At 72.9% G+C, this 15,472-nt stretch carries 13 protein-coding genes, 1 pseudogene and 1 riboswitch; of the genes and pseudogenes, 10 read left to right on the top strand and 4 right to left on the bottom strand.

Annotated features, from left to right (window positions below; all coding sequences use genetic code 11):
* Nucleotides 1–5 precede the first annotated feature (5 nt).
* The 5 genes from ACWD4O_RS33795 (at nt 6) to ACWD4O_RS33775 (ending at nt 6,547) form a co-directional block, all read left to right on the top strand.
* Nucleotides 6–1,079 (top strand): ABC transporter ATP-binding protein, encoded by a 1,074-nt coding sequence (locus ACWD4O_RS33795; protein ID WP_451285773.1) that lies wholly within the window; start codon nt 6–8, stop codon nt 1,077–1,079.
* Nucleotides 1,080–1,118: 39 nt separating this feature from the next.
* Nucleotides 1,119–2,627, top strand: coding sequence for an HAD-IA family hydrolase (locus ACWD4O_RS33790; RefSeq protein WP_451285771.1), 1,509 nt, complete (start codon nt 1,119–1,121; stop codon nt 2,625–2,627).
* Nucleotides 2,628–2,682: 55 nt separating this feature from the next.
* A complete protein-coding gene (locus ACWD4O_RS33785; RefSeq protein ID WP_451285874.1) occupies nt 2,683–3,834 on the top strand; it encodes an MFS transporter in 1,152 nt (383 codons plus the stop codon).
* Nucleotides 3,835–3,979: 145 nt separating this feature from the next.
* Nucleotides 3,980–4,768: a carbon-nitrogen hydrolase family protein gene (locus ACWD4O_RS33780; RefSeq protein WP_451285769.1), complete on the top strand. Its 789-nt coding sequence runs from the start codon at nt 3,980–3,982 to the stop codon at nt 4,766–4,768.
* Nucleotides 4,769–4,834: 66 nt separating this feature from the next.
* Entirely contained in the window at nt 4,835–6,547 is a 1,713-nt protein-coding gene (locus ACWD4O_RS33775; RefSeq protein WP_451285768.1) for a flavin monoamine oxidase family protein, read from the top strand.
* Between the two features lie 10 nt (nt 6,548–6,557).
* Here the strand turns inward: ACWD4O_RS33775 and ACWD4O_RS33770 are convergent, their stop codons facing one another.
* Nucleotides 6,558–7,280, bottom strand: a complete 723-nt coding sequence (locus ACWD4O_RS33770) for a DUF5995 family protein (RefSeq protein WP_451285766.1) — start codon at nt 7,278–7,280, stop codon at nt 6,558–6,560.
* A 144-nt stretch (nt 7,281–7,424) separates the two neighbouring features.
* Between ACWD4O_RS33770 and ACWD4O_RS33765 the strand changes: the two genes are divergently transcribed.
* The gene (locus ACWD4O_RS33765) at nt 7,425–8,540 is read left to right on the top strand and encodes a glycoside hydrolase family 6 protein (protein WP_451285764.1); all 1,116 of its coding nucleotides are present in this window, start codon (nt 7,425–7,427) and stop codon (nt 8,538–8,540) included.
* Here ACWD4O_RS33765 and ACWD4O_RS33760 read toward each other — a convergent pair.
* A pseudogene (locus tag ACWD4O_RS33760) lies at nt 8,519–8,857 on the bottom strand (solute carrier family 23 protein); the annotation flags it as partial. The gene ACWD4O_RS33765 and the pseudogene ACWD4O_RS33760 overlap by 22 nt on opposite strands.
* Nucleotides 8,858–8,933: 76 nt before the next feature.
* Nucleotides 8,934–10,142, bottom strand: coding sequence for an MFS transporter (locus ACWD4O_RS33755; protein ID WP_451285763.1), 1,209 nt, complete (start codon nt 10,140–10,142; stop codon nt 8,934–8,936).
* A gap of 130 nt (nt 10,143–10,272) precedes the next feature.
* Here ACWD4O_RS33755 and ACWD4O_RS33750 point away from each other — a divergent pair, with 130 nt between their 5' ends.
* Nucleotides 10,273–11,499, top strand: a complete 1,227-nt coding sequence (locus ACWD4O_RS33750) for an ROK family transcriptional regulator (RefSeq protein ID WP_451285762.1) — start codon at nt 10,273–10,275, stop codon at nt 11,497–11,499.
* 146 nt (nt 11,500–11,645) lie between these two features.
* On the opposite strand, the gene ACWD4O_RS33745 is transcribed toward ACWD4O_RS33750, so the two are convergent.
* Nucleotides 11,646–12,389: an SDR family oxidoreductase gene (locus ACWD4O_RS33745; protein ID WP_451285760.1), complete on the bottom strand. Its 744-nt coding sequence runs from the start codon at nt 12,387–12,389 to the stop codon at nt 11,646–11,648.
* Between the two features lie 264 nt (nt 12,390–12,653).
* A riboswitch (FMN riboswitch) is annotated at nt 12,654–12,784 on the top strand.
* A gap of 147 nt (nt 12,785–12,931) precedes the next feature.
* Between ACWD4O_RS33745 and ACWD4O_RS33740 the strand changes: the two genes are divergently transcribed.
* From ACWD4O_RS33740 to ACWD4O_RS33730, 3 genes are read left to right on the top strand one after another with little or no spacing between them, the layout of a single operon-like run.
* Nucleotides 12,932–13,537: a riboflavin synthase gene (locus ACWD4O_RS33740; RefSeq protein ID WP_451285758.1), complete on the top strand. Its 606-nt coding sequence runs from the start codon at nt 12,932–12,934 to the stop codon at nt 13,535–13,537.
* The gene (locus ACWD4O_RS33735; protein ID WP_451285756.1) at nt 13,534–14,175 is read left to right on the top strand and encodes a nicotinamide mononucleotide transporter family protein; all 642 of its coding nucleotides are present in this window, start codon (nt 13,534–13,536) and stop codon (nt 14,173–14,175) included. Before ACWD4O_RS33740 ends, ACWD4O_RS33735 begins: the two co-directional genes overlap by 4 nt.
* On the top strand, nt 14,172–15,461 hold the full coding sequence (locus tag ACWD4O_RS33730) for a bifunctional 3,4-dihydroxy-2-butanone-4-phosphate synthase/GTP cyclohydrolase II (protein WP_451285754.1): 1,290 nt from the start codon (nt 14,172–14,174) through the stop codon (nt 15,459–15,461). Before ACWD4O_RS33735 ends, ACWD4O_RS33730 begins: the two co-directional genes overlap by 4 nt.
* Nucleotides 15,462–15,472 lie beyond the last annotated feature (11 nt).

The following is a 15,472-nucleotide window of genomic DNA, read 5'->3' as shown; positions in this document are numbered from 1 at the left end:
CTGCCATGACCGTGCTTGAGAAGACCGCGACGAGGACCGGTGCCGCCACCGTCGAATTCCGGGGCCTGCGGCGGCAGTTCGGGTCGACCGTGGCCCTCGACGGCCTCGACCTCGCCGTCCGGCCCGGGGAGCTGCTCGCGCTGCTCGGCCCGTCCGGCTGCGGCAAGACCACCGCGCTGCGGATGCTCGCCGGGTTCGAACACCCCGACTCCGGCGAGGTGTTGGTGGACGGCGAGGACGTCACCCGGGTCCCGGCGCACCGCCGCGACGCCGGGATGGTCTTCCAGTCGTACAGCCTCTTCCCCCATCTCGACGCGCTCGACAACGTGGCCTTCGGGCTGCGGATGCGCAAGGTCCGCACCCCCGAACGCCGGGCGCGGGCCGCCGAGTTGCTGGAGCTGGTCGGCCTCGCCGACAAGGGCGGGCAGTTCCCGCACCAGCTCTCCGGCGGCCAGCAGCAGCGCGTCGCCCTGGCCCGCGCCCTCGCCCTGCGCCCCCGCGTCCTGCTCCTGGACGAGCCGCTCTCCGCGCTCGACGCCAAGGTGCGGCTCACGCTCCGCGAGGAGATCCGGCGGCTCCAGCAGGAGCTCGGCATCACCGCCCTGTTCGTCACCCACGACCAGGAGGAGGCCCTGTCCATGGCGGACCGGGTCGCCGTCATGCACGCCGGACGGCTCGAACAGTGCGCCGCCCCGGCCGAGTTGTACGGCCGGCCCGCCACCGCCTTCGTCGCCGAGTTCGTCGGCACGATGAGCCGGATCCCGGGACGGCTCGACGGCGACACCGTCGAGGTGCTCGGGCGCCGGCTGCCGGTCGACGGCCGGGCGCCGGCCGTCGCCGAGGTGGATGTGCTGGTGCGCCCGGAGGCCATGGGCGTGCGGCCCGAGGAGGACGGCGACGCGCGTGTGGTCGGCACGTCCTTCCTGGGCGCGGCCGTCCGCGTCACCGTCCGGCTCGCCGACGGCACCGAGGTCAAGGCCGACCTGCCCGCCCACGAGGCCGCCGCCCTCACCGCGGGCGCCCCGGTGCGCGTCTCGCTGCCGGACCGTCCGGTGCTCGTCGCCGCCCGCACTTCCTGATCCCACGATCCCGCAACTCCCGTGTCGAAAGAGGCAACCGTGACCCGACTCCCGCTCCAGGCCGTCCTGTTCGACATGGACGGCACGCTCGTCGACACCGAGCGACTGTGGTGGGAGGCGGTGCAGCAGGTGGCCGGCCGGGCGTTGACCGAGGCGGACCAGCCGGAGGTGCTCGGCCGGCCCGTCGAGCACACCGCCGGCTGGCTGGCCGCCGCCACGGGCCGGGCCGCCCCGGCGCTCGCCGACGCGCTCCACCGCGAGTTCGCCGACCGCGTCCACGCCGGGATCGAGCCCCGCCCCGGCGCCCTCGACCTGCTCGACGCCCTCGCCCGCGACGGCGTGCCGACGGCCCTGGTGACCGCCTCCCCCCGATCGGTCGCCGACACCGTGCTCCGGGCCCTCGGCGCGAGCCGCTTCGCCGTCACCGTCACCGCCGACGACACCGAGCACACCAAGCCCGCCCCCGACCCCTACCTCGCCGCCTGCCGTGCCCTCGGCGTCGACCCGGCGGCCTGTGTGGCCGTCGAGGACACCGAGACCGGAGTGACCTCCGCCGAGGCGGCCGGCTGCACGGTGCTCGCGGTGCCGTCCCTCGCGCCCATCGGCGCGGCCCCCGGCCGGACCGTCCTGGCCGGTCTGGCGGGCGTCACCCCCGAGCGGCTGCGCGCCCTGCTGCCGCACCGGCTCCGCGTCATGACCTGGAACCTCTGGTACGGCGGCACGAAGGTCCGCGACCACCGGGCCAAGCAGCTCAAGGCCATCGCGGAGACCGACGTGGACGTGATCGGCCTCCAGGAGACCCACGGCACCGCCGCGGAGGAGCTCGCCGCGGCCCTCGGCTGGCACTGCCACCGGGCCGGGGAGAACCTCGGGATCATCAGCCGCCACCCGATCACGGCCGCCCTCGGCGACCCCGACGTGGGCTTCTACGGGGCGGCCGGCGCCCGCATCGAGGTCGGCGGCACAGGCGGCACAGGCGGCACCGACGGCATCGGCGCCATCGAGGTCGACGTCTGGACGGCGCACCTCGACTACACGCCGTACGGCCCCTACGAGGAGGCCTTCGACGGGCTGCCGGCCGTCGACCTGATCGCCCACGAGGAGGTCCGGCTCGCCCAGCTCCGGGACGTCCTGGACCGGATCGGCGAGGACACCGGCGTGCCCGTCGTCCTCGTCGGCGACTTCAACAGCCCCTCCCACCTGGACCGGCCGGACGTCGAATGGCCGGTGACGAAGGCGGCCGAGGACGCGGGCTTCACCGACTCCTACCGCGCGGCCCACCCCGACCCGGTACGGGACCCCGGCCACACCTGGTCCCCGGTGCACACCGAGCACGAGGACGGCAGCGGCCGCCCGGAACCGCAGGACCGGATCGACTTCGTGCTCCACCGGGGCGGGCAGCAGGGTGCTCTGAAAGTGCTCGACTCCCGGACGTACGTCAGCGGCGTCCCCCGGACCTGGCCGGACGTCGAGGACAACGACTGGCCGTCCGACCACGCGGCCGTGATCACCACATATGCCCTGGGCGGCGCGGCCGGAGTTGTCTAACATCGGTGGCATGACCTGGCGACATTGATCCACGACCGGCCCCGACGTCCGTCGACTGACCGCGACGCTGTACGCGTACGCGTTCCTCGACGAGTTCGTGCTGCTCTACCCGGTGTACGCGCTGCTGTTCGCGGACACCGGGCTGTCGGTGGGGCAGATCTCCTCCCTCTTCGTGCTGTGGTCGCTGACCGGCGTCCTCTTCGAGATCCCCTCCGGCGCCTGGGCCGACGCGGTCTCCCGGCGGCTGCTGCTGTGGCTGGGCCCGCTCCTGGGCGGGGCCGGCTTCGCGCTGTGGGTGCTCTTCCCGTCGTACGGGGCGTTCGCGGCCGGATTCGTGCTGTGGGGCATCCGCGGAGCGCTCGGCTCCGGTGCGCTGGAGGCCCTCGTCTACGAGGAACTGGAGCTGCTCGGCGCCGCCGACCGGTACGCCCGCGTCATGGGCCGCGCCCACGCGGTGGGCCAGTCGGCCGCGATGGCGGCGATGGGGCTGGCCGGGCCGGTCTTCGCGGCCGGCGGCTACCGGGCCGTCGGCGCGGCCAGCGTGCTGGCCTGCGTCCTGTGCGCCGCGCTCGCGACCCGCTTCCCCGAGCACCGGCCGCCCCCGGGCGACGGCGACGGCTGGGCCGCGACCCTGCGGACCGGACTCGCCGACGCCCACCGGGACCGCTCGGTGCGCGGCGCCCTGCTGCTCGTCCCGGCCGTGACGGCGGTGTGGGGCGCCCTCGACGAGTACACGCCCCTGCTGGTCCGGGACACGGGGGTGCCCGAGCCGGCCGTCCCCTACTGGCTGATGCTGATCTGGGCCGGCGTCACGGCCGGCAGCCTGCTGTCCGGGCCCGCCGAGCGGCTGGGCCGCACCGGATTCGCCGCCGTGCTCACCGGCTCCGCGCTCGCCCTGGCCCTCGGCGCGCTGACCGGCGCCCCCGCCGGCATCGCCCTGGTCGCTCTCGCCTTCGGCGGCTTCCAGCTGGCGACCGTCCTGGCCGACGTCCGGCTCCAGCACCGTATCGAGGGCACCGGCCGGGCCACGCTGACCTCGGTCGCGAGCCTGGGCACCGAGGTGCTCACCATCGCCGTGTACGGCGCGTACGGCGGCCTCGGCTCGGCGTTCGGGCACGGCACGGTCTTCGCGCTGTGCGCCGTGCCGTACCTGGTGACGGCGGCGGTGATGGCCCGGGGGAGGGGCCGAGGCGCGAGTACGCAATGAATCGCCGCGATAGGGCCCACGCGCGCAACGAATCGTTCACCACTGCGCAACGGGTGCCGCTTGTTGGCCCGTCGGGCGCGCCCGTACCGTTGGGTGGCCCCCGCAACCACTCTGCCAATCGGCTTCCGCCCGGTGAGGATCACGCATGCGCACCGCCCTGCTCCAGAGCTCCGGCCGCCCCGGATCGGTCGTCGAGAACCTCGAGGTCCTCGACGAGGCCGCGGGCCGGGCCGCCGCCACGGGCGCCGGGCTGCTCGTCGCGCCGGAGATGTTCCTCACCGGCTACGCGATCGGCGACGACGTGCCCCGCCTCGCCGAGCCCGCCGACGGGGACTCGGCGGACACGGTCGCGGAGATCGCCGGACGGCACGGGCTCGCGATCGCGTACGGCTACCCGGAGCGCTCCGGCGAGACCGTCTTCAACGCCGCCCAGCTGATCTCCGCCGACGGCGTCCGCCTCGCGAACTACCGCAAGACCCACCTCTTCGGCTGCTTCGAGCGCGACCACTTCACGCCGGGGGAGCAGCCGGTCGTCCAGGCCGAGCTGAACGGTCTCACCGTCGGCCTCATGATCTGCTACGACGTCGAGTTCCCGGAGAACGTCCGCGCCCACGCCCTCGCCGGCACGGACCTGCTGGTCGTGCCGACGGCACAGATGCACCCGTTCCAGTTCGTCGCCGAGTCGATGATCCCGGTGCGCGCCTTCGAGAACCAGATGTACGTCGCGTACGTCAACCGGGTCGGCCGGGAAGGGGAGTTCGAGTTCGTCGGGCTCTCCACGCTGGCCGGTCCCGACGGGGTCGCCCGGGCCCGTGCGGGGCGGGGCGAGGAACTGGTGTTCGCCGATGCCGACCCGGTCGCCCTGGCCGCCTCCCGCCAGGCGAACCCGTATCTGACGGATCGCCGCCCCGGCCTCTACGCGTCCCTCGTCTGACCTCCCTCGTCTGCCCCGTGTCTTCTCCCGTCTTCCCTCGCAGCTTTCGCAAGGAGTCCCCACCCCATGACGTCCACCGTGCCCAACGCCGTCGAGCACGCAGACGCGCAGCAGCCGCCCATCACCATGTTCGGTCCGGACTTCCCGTACGCGTACGACGACTTCCTCGCGCACCCGGCGGGCCTCGGCCAGATCCCCGCGACCGAGCACGGCGCCGAGGTGGCCGTCATCGGCGGCGGGCTGTCCGGCATCGTGGCCGCGTACGAGCTGATGAAGATGGGCCTGAAGCCGGTCGTGTACGAGGCCGACCGGATCGGCGGCCGGCTGCGGACGGTGGGCTTCGAGGGCTGCGACCCGTCGTTGACCGCCGAGATGGGCGCGATGCGCTTCCCGCCCTCCTCGACGGCACTCCAGCACTACATCGACCTGGTGGATCTGCGGACCGAGCCGTTCCCCAACCCCCTCGCGGAGGCGACCCCCTCGACGGTCGTCGACCTCAAGGGCGAGTCGCACTACGCCGAGACGGCCGAGGACCTCCCGCAGGTCTACCGTGACGTCGCCGAGGCCTGGAGCAGGTGCCTCGAGGACGGCGCCGACTTCTCCGACATGAACCGCGCCCTGCGCCGACGCGACGTCCCGCGCATCCGCGAGATCTGGTCGAAGCTCGTCGAGAGGCTCGACAACCAGACCTTCTACGGCTTCCTCTGCGACTCGGAGGCCTTCAAGTCCTTCCGGCACCGCGAGATCTTCGGCCAGGTCGGCTTCGGCACCGGCGGCTGGGACACGGACTTCCCGAACTCCATCCTGGAGATCCTCCGCGTCGTCTACACCGAGGCCGACGACCACCACCGCGGCATCGTCGGCGGCAGCCAGCAGCTTCCGCTCCGGCTGTGGGAGCGCGAGCCGGAGAAGATCGTCCACTGGGCCCAGGGGACCTCGCTCGCGAGCCTGCACGAGGACCGGCAGCCCCGCCCGGCCGTGACCCGGCTGCACCGCACCGCGGGCGACCGGATCACCGTGACGGACGCGAACGGCGACATCCGCACCTACCGTGCGGCCGTCTTCACCGCCCAGTCCTGGATGCTGCTGTCGAAGATCGACTGCGACGACTCGCTCTTCCCGATCGACCACTGGACGGCGATCGAGCGCACCCACTACATGGAGTCCAGCAAGCTCTTCGTGCCCGTCGACCGGCCGTTCTGGCTGGACAAGGCCGTCGACGACAGGGGGAACCCGACGGGCCGCGACGTCATGTCGATGACGCTCACCGACCGGATGACGCGCGGCACTTACCTCCTCGACGACGGCCCGGACAAGCCCGCCGTCATCTGCCTCTCCTACACCTGGTGCGACGACAGCCTGAAGTGGCTGCCGTTGTCGGCGAACGAGCGGATGGAGGTCATGCTGAAGTCGCTCGGCGAGATCTATCCGAAGGTCGACATCAGGAAGCACGTCATCGGCAACCCGGTGACCGTCTCCTGGGAGAACGAGCCCTACTTCATGGGCGCGTTCAAGGCGAACCTGCCCGGCCACTACCGCTACCAGCGGCGCCTGTTCACCCACTTCATGCAGGACCGGCTGCCCGCGGACAAGCGGGGCGTCTTCCTCGCAGGCGACGACATCTCCTGGACGGCGGGCTGGGCCGAGGGCGCCGTGCAGACCGCGCTGAACGCGGTCTGGGGCGTCATGCACCACTTCGGCGGGACGACCGACGCGACCAACCCGGGCCCGGGCGACGTGTACGACGAGATCGCGCCGGTCGAACTCCCGGAGGACTGACCGACGGGCCTCACAGCGGCGTGAGCATCATGCGGCCGGCGAACCCGACGGCCGTGTCGAGCCGGTCGGTGAACTCCTCGGCGACGTCCGGCAGTCGGCGCAGCGCCCACAGCGCGCGGGCCGCCGTCCAGGTGGCGTCCCGGGCCCGCTCCAGGCTCCAGGAGCCCAGCAGATGGGTGAGCGGATCGGCGATCTGCAGCAGATCGGGCCCCGGCATCAGCTCTTCGCGGATGCGCTCCTCCAGCGAGACGAGGAGATCGCCCACGCGGTCGAACTCGTCCTCCAGCTCGACCGGTTCGCAGCCGAGGCTACGACAGGCGTCCACGACGGCGAGCGCGAGATCGTGCCCGATGTGCGCGTTGATGCCCGAGAGCGCGAACTGCAGCGGACGTACGCCGGGATGGCGGCGGAACTGCAGCAGCGGGCGCCAGCAGGCCGGTGCGCGCCGGTCGGCCGACGCCGGGTCCACCGCGTCCAGGTAGCGCTCCGCGAACCGTACGTCCAGCGTGATCGCGGCCTGCGGGTCCTTGAACCGGCCTCTGTCGATGCGCCGGTCGACCTCCTGGGTGACCGCGAGGTAGACGCGGTTGAAGACCGCGACCCCGTCGAACGGAGGCAGGGCCGCGTCGAGGGCGCGCATCCGGGCGAGCACGTCGTCGACGCTCGTGGCGACGGCGCCGAACGCGTCGACGCCCGTCTCGACGGGAGCGGTGAACTGTTCCGATTGCGGCATGGGGGCAGATTCGCAGCCCTAGGCTGGCCCGCGTGTCGGCGGGCCCGACGCTTCCCCGGAACGGGGGAACGAGCCCGCCCGCGCGAGAGGGGGAACAGCACGGTGCAAGGCTTACGTGTGCGGCGGGCCGGCCGACGGAGTGTCATGGTCGCCGTCGCCTCGGCCGTGGTCGCCCTGGGCGCCGCGACCGGGACGATGACCGCGCTCGGCGACGACGCCGACGACGGCGGACACGACACCGAGCGGGCCCGCCCGAAGACGGGTGCGACGCTTCTGTCCCCCTCGCCGCCGCCCTCCCCGCCCCCGTCCGCGTCCCCCTCGGTCTCCGCCTCGACGGCGAAGCCGACGCCCTCGGCCGCCCGCACCACGAGCCGACCCCGGGCGGCCGCCGCGCCCGTGAGCCTCTACCGCCACTCCGAGTCCCAGATCCTCGACTGGGTGCGCGCCCACCCGGCCGATCCGCGCGCCGACGTCATCGAGTCGCGGATCGCGAGCCGGCCGGCGGCCGTGTGGATCGCCGACTACGTCCCCGACACGGTCACCGCACGGGTCCGCGCGGTCACCGCGGGCGCCGCCGCCCAGGGCCGGGTGCCCGTCCTGGTGGCGTACGCGATCCCGGAGCGCGACTGCGGCGGCGCCTCCGAGGGCGGGGCGCCCGACGTCGACTCCTACGCCGACTGGATCGACCGGTTCGCCGCCGGGCTCGGCTCCGGCGAGGTCGTGGTCGTCCTGGAACCGGACTCGATCGCCCAGGCCGGCTGTCTCGACGAGGGCGGACGGGCCGACCGCTTCGCCGCCCTGGCCCGCGCCGGGCGCGTGCTCAAGACGGCGAACCCGAAGGCGCGCGTCTACTACGACGCGGGCCACTCCGGCTGGAACGCCCCGGCCGAGCAGGCCGCGCTGCTGAAACAGGCCGGCGCGGCCTCGGCGGCGTCCTCCGACGGGATCTTCAGCAACGTCTCAAACTTCCACGACACCGCCGACGAGGCCGCCTACGACCGGCGGGTCCTGGACGCCCTCGGCGGCCCGCCCGGCCTGGGCGCGGTCATCGACACCAGCCGCAACGGCAACGGCGCGCCCGCCGACGGCGAGTGGTGCGACCCCGACGGCCGGAAGATCGGCCGCGCCCCCACGTTCGCCACCGGGGAGGACCGGATCGACGCCTACCTGTGGGTGAAGCTGCCGGGGGAGTCGGACGGCTGCAAGGGGGCTGCGGGCGAGTTCAGCCCGTCGTACGCCTACGAGCTGGCCTCGTCGTAGCTGCTCGTGCCCTCGTCCAACAGCGGCCGTTGCGACCTGAGATGGGCGGGCGCGAAGGCGCGCAGCGCGTGGTAGCCGGTGATGACGACGCCCGCCGCGGCCGGCACCAGATTCAACGGGTTGCGCAGGTCGACCCCGGCGTTGAGCCAGATCTGGGCGCCGAGCAGACCGATCATGCCGTACAGGATGACGGTGATGCCGCCGAGGACGCCCCCGGGGATCGCGGCGACGACCGCGCCGAACTTCGGGCACAGGCCGAACAGGAGCGCGAACCCGGCGGCGGCCCAGTAGGCGGCCGTCGAATAGACCCGGGTCGCGATGGTGCGAGGTCGCTTTCGTGAGGATGCGGATGTCCGGATCATTCTCACGTGCAACCGGAGACGGAACGACCGCTCAGCCGCGCGCTACCGTCTCGGCCTGCGGAGCGACCTTCGTACCGGCAGTCCGCTCGGCGCCCCGCAGCACACCCGCGAACGCCACCAGCCCGCACGACAGCACCGTCACCACGCCGAACGACACCACCAGGCTGGTCGCCTGCGCCACCCCGCCGATCAGGCTGGGGGCGATCAGACCGGAGGTGTACGTGATCGTCGCGACGCCCGCGATGGCCTGGCTGGGATTCGGCCCGCTGCGCCCCGCCGCGGCGAAGCAGAGCGGTACGACGACCGCGATGCCGAGCCCCATCAGCCCGAACCCGCCGATCGCCACCGCCGGGTCGTCCGCGACGACGATCAGCAGCCCGCCCAGCACGGCGAGGACACCGCCCGCCCGGACGGTGCGCACCGCGCCGAACCGGTTCACCGCCGCGTCGCCCGCGATCCGGGCCACCGCCATCGTGAACATGAAGCCGGTCGTACAGGCCGCCGCGAGCCCGGCGGACGACCCGATCTCGTCGCGCAGATACACGGCCGACCAGTCCAGACTCGCGCCCTCCGCGAACACCGCGCAGAACCCGACCGCGCCGATCAGCAGCGCCGAGCGGGGCGGCAGCGTGAACCGCGGCGGCGGCTCCTCGTCGTCGGCGGGACGCAGATCCAGCACCCAGCGACAGGCCAGCAGACCGAGGGCGGTGAGCACGGCCGCCGCCAGCACATGGTGCAGCCGCGCGTCCGAGCCCAGGTGCGCGGCGAGCGTCCCGCCGGCCGAGCCGATCAGGGCGCCCGCGCTCCACATGCCGTGCAGCCCCGACATGATCGACCGGTCGAGCAGCCGCTCCACCTCGACGCCGAGGGCGTTCATCGCGACGTCGGCCATGCCCGAGCTGGCCCCGTACGTGAACATGGCCAGGCACAGGGTGAGCAGGTTCGGCGCGAGGGCGGGCAGGGTCAGCGACAGCGTCCACATCGCGAGCAGTGCGCGCAGGGTCGCCCGGCTGCCGAAGCGGTGGGTGAACGAGCCCGCCAGCGGCATCGCGCAGGCCGCCCCGAACGCCGTGAAGGCCAGGGCGAACCCCAATTGGCCGGTGGAGACGCCGGCGTGGTCCTGGATCCACGGCACCCGGGTGGCGAACGAACCGGTGACCGCGCCGTGCACGGTGAACACGGCCGCCACGGCGTACCGGGCGTGCCGTGCCTCCGACGGTGCGCAGACCACTCCACTCATTCTGCTGGCCCTCCTGACTCCCTGCTCGGTACCGCCCGGCCGCGGTGCCGTCGTAAACTATCAGGAACCCTGCCTGATAAATAGAGGCCGTCCGGAGCCCCGACCGGCCGGCCGTGGGAGGATTCCGCGCATGCCCGCATCCCCGAGCACCGCCCGGGCCATCAACGACCGGCTCGCCCTACGGCTGCTGCAGCGGGAAGGCCCGTTGACGGCAGGGCAGTTGAAGCAGCTCACCGGCCTGTCCCGGCCCACCGTCGCCGACCTCGTCGAACGCCTCGCCGCCACCGGCCTGATCGAGGTCGCGGGGGAGACGGGCGAGCAGCGCCGCGGACCGAACGCGAAGCTCTACGGCATCGTCGCGGACCGCGCCCACCTCGCCGCGCTGGACGTGCGCACCGAGGGCGTCGCGGTGCTCGTCAGCGACCTCGTCGGCCGGGTGCTCGCCGAGGCGTCCGTGCCGATCGGCGGCGACACGGGCACCGGGACGGCCGTGGAGCAGGCGGTCACGCTCGTCGAGCGGGCGGTGAAGGAGGCAGGCGCCGACCGGCTGCACACGCTCGGCATCGGCGCGCCCGGCCTGATCGACCCCGCGAGCGGCGAACTGCGCGACTCCAGCGGGCTGCCCGAGTGGCACCGCCGCCTGGTGGCCGCCCTCCAGGAGCGACTGCCCCACGCGCGCGTGAACGTCGAGAACGAGACCAACCTCGCCGCCCTGGCCGAACAGCGCGAGGGCGCCGCCCGGGACCGCGACACCTTCGTCCTGCTGTGGCTGGGACACGGCACCGGCGCGGCGGTCGTCCTGGACGGCTCCCTGCGCCGCGGGGCCTCCGGCGGCACCGGCGAGATCGGCTTCCTGCCGGTCCCCGGCACGAGCGGCCTGCCCTCGGCGACGGACTGCGAGGGCGGCTTCCACTCCCTGGCCGGCTCGGCGGCGATCGCCGCACTGGCGGCGGAGCACGGCCTGACGGCGGACGCGCACGCCGACGAGCCGGTGGCGGCGGCGCTGGTCCGGCAGGCGCTGGCCCAGGAAGCGGAGCCTGCGAACCACACTGCCCCCGCCGCCCGCTTCCTCGACGCTCTCGCCGACCGACTCGCCCTCGGGGCCGCCTCCGTCGTCGCCGTCCTCGACCCGGGCTGTGTGGTCCTCGGCGGGGAGGTCGGGCAGGCCGGCGGCGAGGTGCTCGCGGGCCGGGTGGCGCGGCGGCTCCGCCAGATGGCGCCGCTGCCCACGGAGGTGCGCCCCAGCGCCCTGGGCGGCGGCGCGGTGCTGCGCGGCGCGCTGCTCACCGCCCGCGAGTCCGCCCAGGAGGAGTTGTTCGGGTCGGCGCCCGAGCGGCTTCCCCAGGACCTGTCCTGAGCCGGTCGGGCGAAGTCGGCTGCGGCTGGGCAGCGCCCTGAAGGGGCGCGGGGAACTGCGCGACCAGCCACGATGGCGCCGCACCGGAACGACGGCACATCGCGGCCCCGCGGCGGAGCCGCATATCGACACGGTCAGCGGAGCGCTCAGCGCCGGATGCGGGTCGCCAGGTAGTCCTCGAACGTGCCCTTGCCCACCGCCCGCTCCGGCGCCAGGTGGCCGCCCTCGCGAAAGGCCCGGTAGGCCGTGCCCCACAGGGGTACGTTCGCCACCGCGCACCGTCTGCCGCTCGCCTTCAGGAACGCGCGGGCCAGCGACTCGAACGTGCGGACCTCGGGCCCGGCCATGTCGTCGACCCGGCCGGCCGGTGCGCCCGCCGCCAGCTCCGCGAGCCGGTCGGCGACCTCCGCGACCTCCACCGGCTGGTCACCGACCCCGGCCGGCAGGACCATCACCGGCACCTTGGCCAGGATCTGGAAGAGCTGGACGAGCAGGTCGTGGAACTGGGTCGTGCGCAGCACGGTCCAGCCCAGCCCCGACTCCGCCACCAGCTGCTCCACCGCGAGCTTCGTCCGGTAGTAGGGGAGCGGCACCCGGTCCACGCCGATGATCGAGATGTAGAGCAGATGCCCCACCCCGGCCCGCTGCGCCGCGGCGATCAGGTTCGCGGCGGCCTGTTCGTCGCCCCCGCGCGGGGTGGTCGCGCAGTGCACGATCGTGTCCGCGCCCGTGACGGCCGCGTCCAGACCGGCCCCGCCCTCGCGCAGGTCCACGGCGTACGGCCGGCTGTGCCGGCTCAGCGCGCGCACCTCGTGCCCGTCGGCCCGCAGCCGGGGGGCGACGAGCCGGCCGAGGGTTCCGGTGGCTCCGGTCACCAGGATCGTGGTCATGCCGTTCAGCCCCTTCGGACTCCGCGCCGACGCTCTACGAGGTCCAGCCTGCCCGGGTTCGCCGCGGCCCGCACCCGAAAGAGCCCGGCGGCGGGCAAGGGCCGTCGTCACCGCCACCGGGCCGCACCCGTCGACCCTAGAAAGGACTAGACCAACACGTCAATAGGTGCGGACCGGGCCCGGGTTGACGCTCTGTGAGGCAACCCACACGGTTCACCTGTATGGACCCCTATCGGGCGTGGCACACTGGCCCTGTACCTAAAGCAGCGCACTCCGGGGTCGGTGAAAGTCCGAACCGGCGGTTATAGTCCGCGACCCGGTCGCTTCCAGCGACCGGTTGACCAGGTGAAATTCCTGGACCGACGGTTAAAGTCCGGATGGGAGGCAGTGCGCGGCGGGCGGGCATTCGTGCGCGCCGCCGTATGTGCTCGTCCGTAGGGGCGGGTCTGTCCGGCGTCGCTCCCGGTGTCGTCGCTCGTACATTCTGTCGTCCTCGACAGGCCCCGGAGTCCGTGCCCCTATGTGGCAGGAGGACCCGGGAAGTGTTCACCGGAATCGTCGAAGAGCTGGGTGAAGTCACCGCCGTCGAGAACCTCGGCGATGCCTCCCGCTTCCGGCTGCGCGGCCCCGTCGTGACCGACGGTGCGAAGCACGGCGACTCCATCGCCGTGAACGGCGTGTGTCTCACCGTCGTCGAGCACGAGGGCGATGAATTCACCGCCGACGTCATGGCGGAGACCCTGAACCGCTCCAGCCTCGGCGCCCTCGGCGTCGGCTCCCGCGTCAACCTCGAACGCCCCACCGCCGTCGGCGACCGCCTCGGCGGGCACATCGTGCAGGGCCATGTCGACGGCACCGGCGCGGTGTTGGAGCGCAAGCCCTCCGAGAACTGGGAGATCATCAAGATCTCCCTCCCCGCCGACCTCACCCGGTACGTCGTGGAGAAGGGCTCCATCACCGTCGACGGCATCAGCCTCACCGTCGTCGACGCGGGTCTCGACCACTTCACGGTCAGCCTCATCCCCACCACCCTCGCCCTGACCACGCTCGGCCTCAAGCAGCCCGGCGACCCGGTCAACCTCGAGGTGGACATCGTCGCCAAGTACGTCGAGCGGCTGCTGGCCACCACTCAGGGGGCAGGGCAGTGAACTCGCTGAACTCCGAGGCGTTCACCCTTCTCGACCAGCACATCCTCTGGTCGGACATGATCGGCAACCTCCTCGGCCTGATCACCCTCGCCCTCGGCTGGCGCCGCTCCCTGTGGACCTGGCCGGTGCAGTTCCTCTCCGGGCTCGTCCTGTTCGGCGCCTTCTACGGCCATCTGACCGGCAGCGCCGGCAAGCAGGTCGTCGTCATGGTCGTCGCCCTGTACGGCTGGTGGCAGTGGAACCGGAGCAAGGGGCGGTCCGCGGACGGCCAGATCACGCCCCGGTTCGCCAGCTGGCCCGAACGCGGGAGCATGGTCGGCGCCGCCGCCGTCGGCACGGTCGCCGTCGCCCTGCTCTTCAAGGCCTATCCGACCCTGTCCTGGGACCCCTGGCCGGACGCCTACATCTTCGTCGGCACCGTCGTCGCCATGTACGCCCAGGCTCGCGGAATGGTCGAGTTCTGGATCGCCTGGCTCCTCGTCGACGTCGTCGGCGTCCCCCTCAACTTCGCCAACGGCTACGCCTTCTCCGGCTTCGTCTACGTCATCTACGGCGCGCTCGTCCTGTGGGGCATGCGCGACTGGTGGCTGCGCTCCCGCAAGGCTTCGCACCCCGCTCTGGAAGGAGCGCCGGCATGAGCACCGCACCGATCCTCTACAGCACGGACGGCATCGAGGACTTCGCGCTGGACCCCGTCGAGCAGGCCATCGCCGACATCGCCGCCGGCCGCCCCATCGTGGTCGTCGACGACGAGGACCGCGAGAACGAGGGCGATCTCGTGGTCGCCGCCGAGAAGGCCACCCCCGAGATCATCGCCTTCATGATGAGCGAGTGCCGCGGTCTGATCTGCGCCCCCATGGAGAGCGAAGAGCTGGAGCGCCTGGAGCTCCCGCAGATGGTCGCGGACAACACCGAGTCGATGCAGACGGCGTTCACGGTCTCCGTCGACGCCTCCAGTGCCCATGGCGTCACCACCGGCATCTCGGCCGCCGACCGCGCCACCACGCTCCGGCTGCTGGCCGGCGGCCAGGCGCAGGCCACGGACTTCGTCCGGCCCGGGCACATCTTCCCGCTGCGCGCCAAGCCCGGCGGCGTCCTGACCCGCAACGGCCACACCGAGGCCGCCGTCGACCTCGCCCGGCTCGCGGGGCTGCGCCCGGCCGGCGCGATCGTCGAGATCGCCGGCGAGGACGGCCGGATGCTCCGGCTGCCCGAACTGATCCCCTTCGCCCGCAAGCACGGCCTGACGATCATCTCCATCGAGGACCTGATCGCCTACCGCCGCAGCGCCGAGCCCACCGTGCGGCGCGAGGCCGAGACCCGACTGCCCACCGTCCACGGCACGTTCACCGCGTACGGCTACCGCTCCACCGTCGACGGCGTCGAGCATGTCGCCCTGGTCCACGGCGAGATCGGCGACGGCAAGGACGTCCTGGTCCGCGTCCACTCCGAGTGCCTCACCGGCGATGTCTTCGCCTCCCTGCGCTGCGACTGCGGCCCCCAGCTCGACGCGTCCCTGGAGCGCATCCAGAGCGAGGGCCGGGGCGTGGTGGTCTACCTGCGCGGACACGAGGGCCGCGGCATCGGCCTGCTGTCCAAGCTGCGGGCGTACGAGCTCCAGGAACAGGGCCACGACACCCTGGACGCCAACCTGGAACTGGGCCTGCCTGCCGACGCCCGCGACTACGGGGCGGGCGCGCAGATCCTCGAGGATCTCGGCGTGCACAGCGTCCGGCTGATGACGAACAACCCCGAGAAGACCGACGCCCTCGTCCGGCACGGTCTCGAGATCACCGCACGCGAGCCGATGCCCGTACAGGCCGGCGAGCACAACATCCGCTACCTGCGCACCAAGCGGGACCGGATGGGACACGACCTGCCCTGGCTGGACACGGCTCCCGTGTCCCCCTGCGGCAACCAGTAAGAACAGCACTG

The sequence above is a fragment of the Streptomyces sp. NPDC002623 genome, assembly GCF_053592635.1.
Note: the sequence above shows the minus strand (reverse complement) of the source record. Positions and strands in the feature narration are given on the sequence as shown.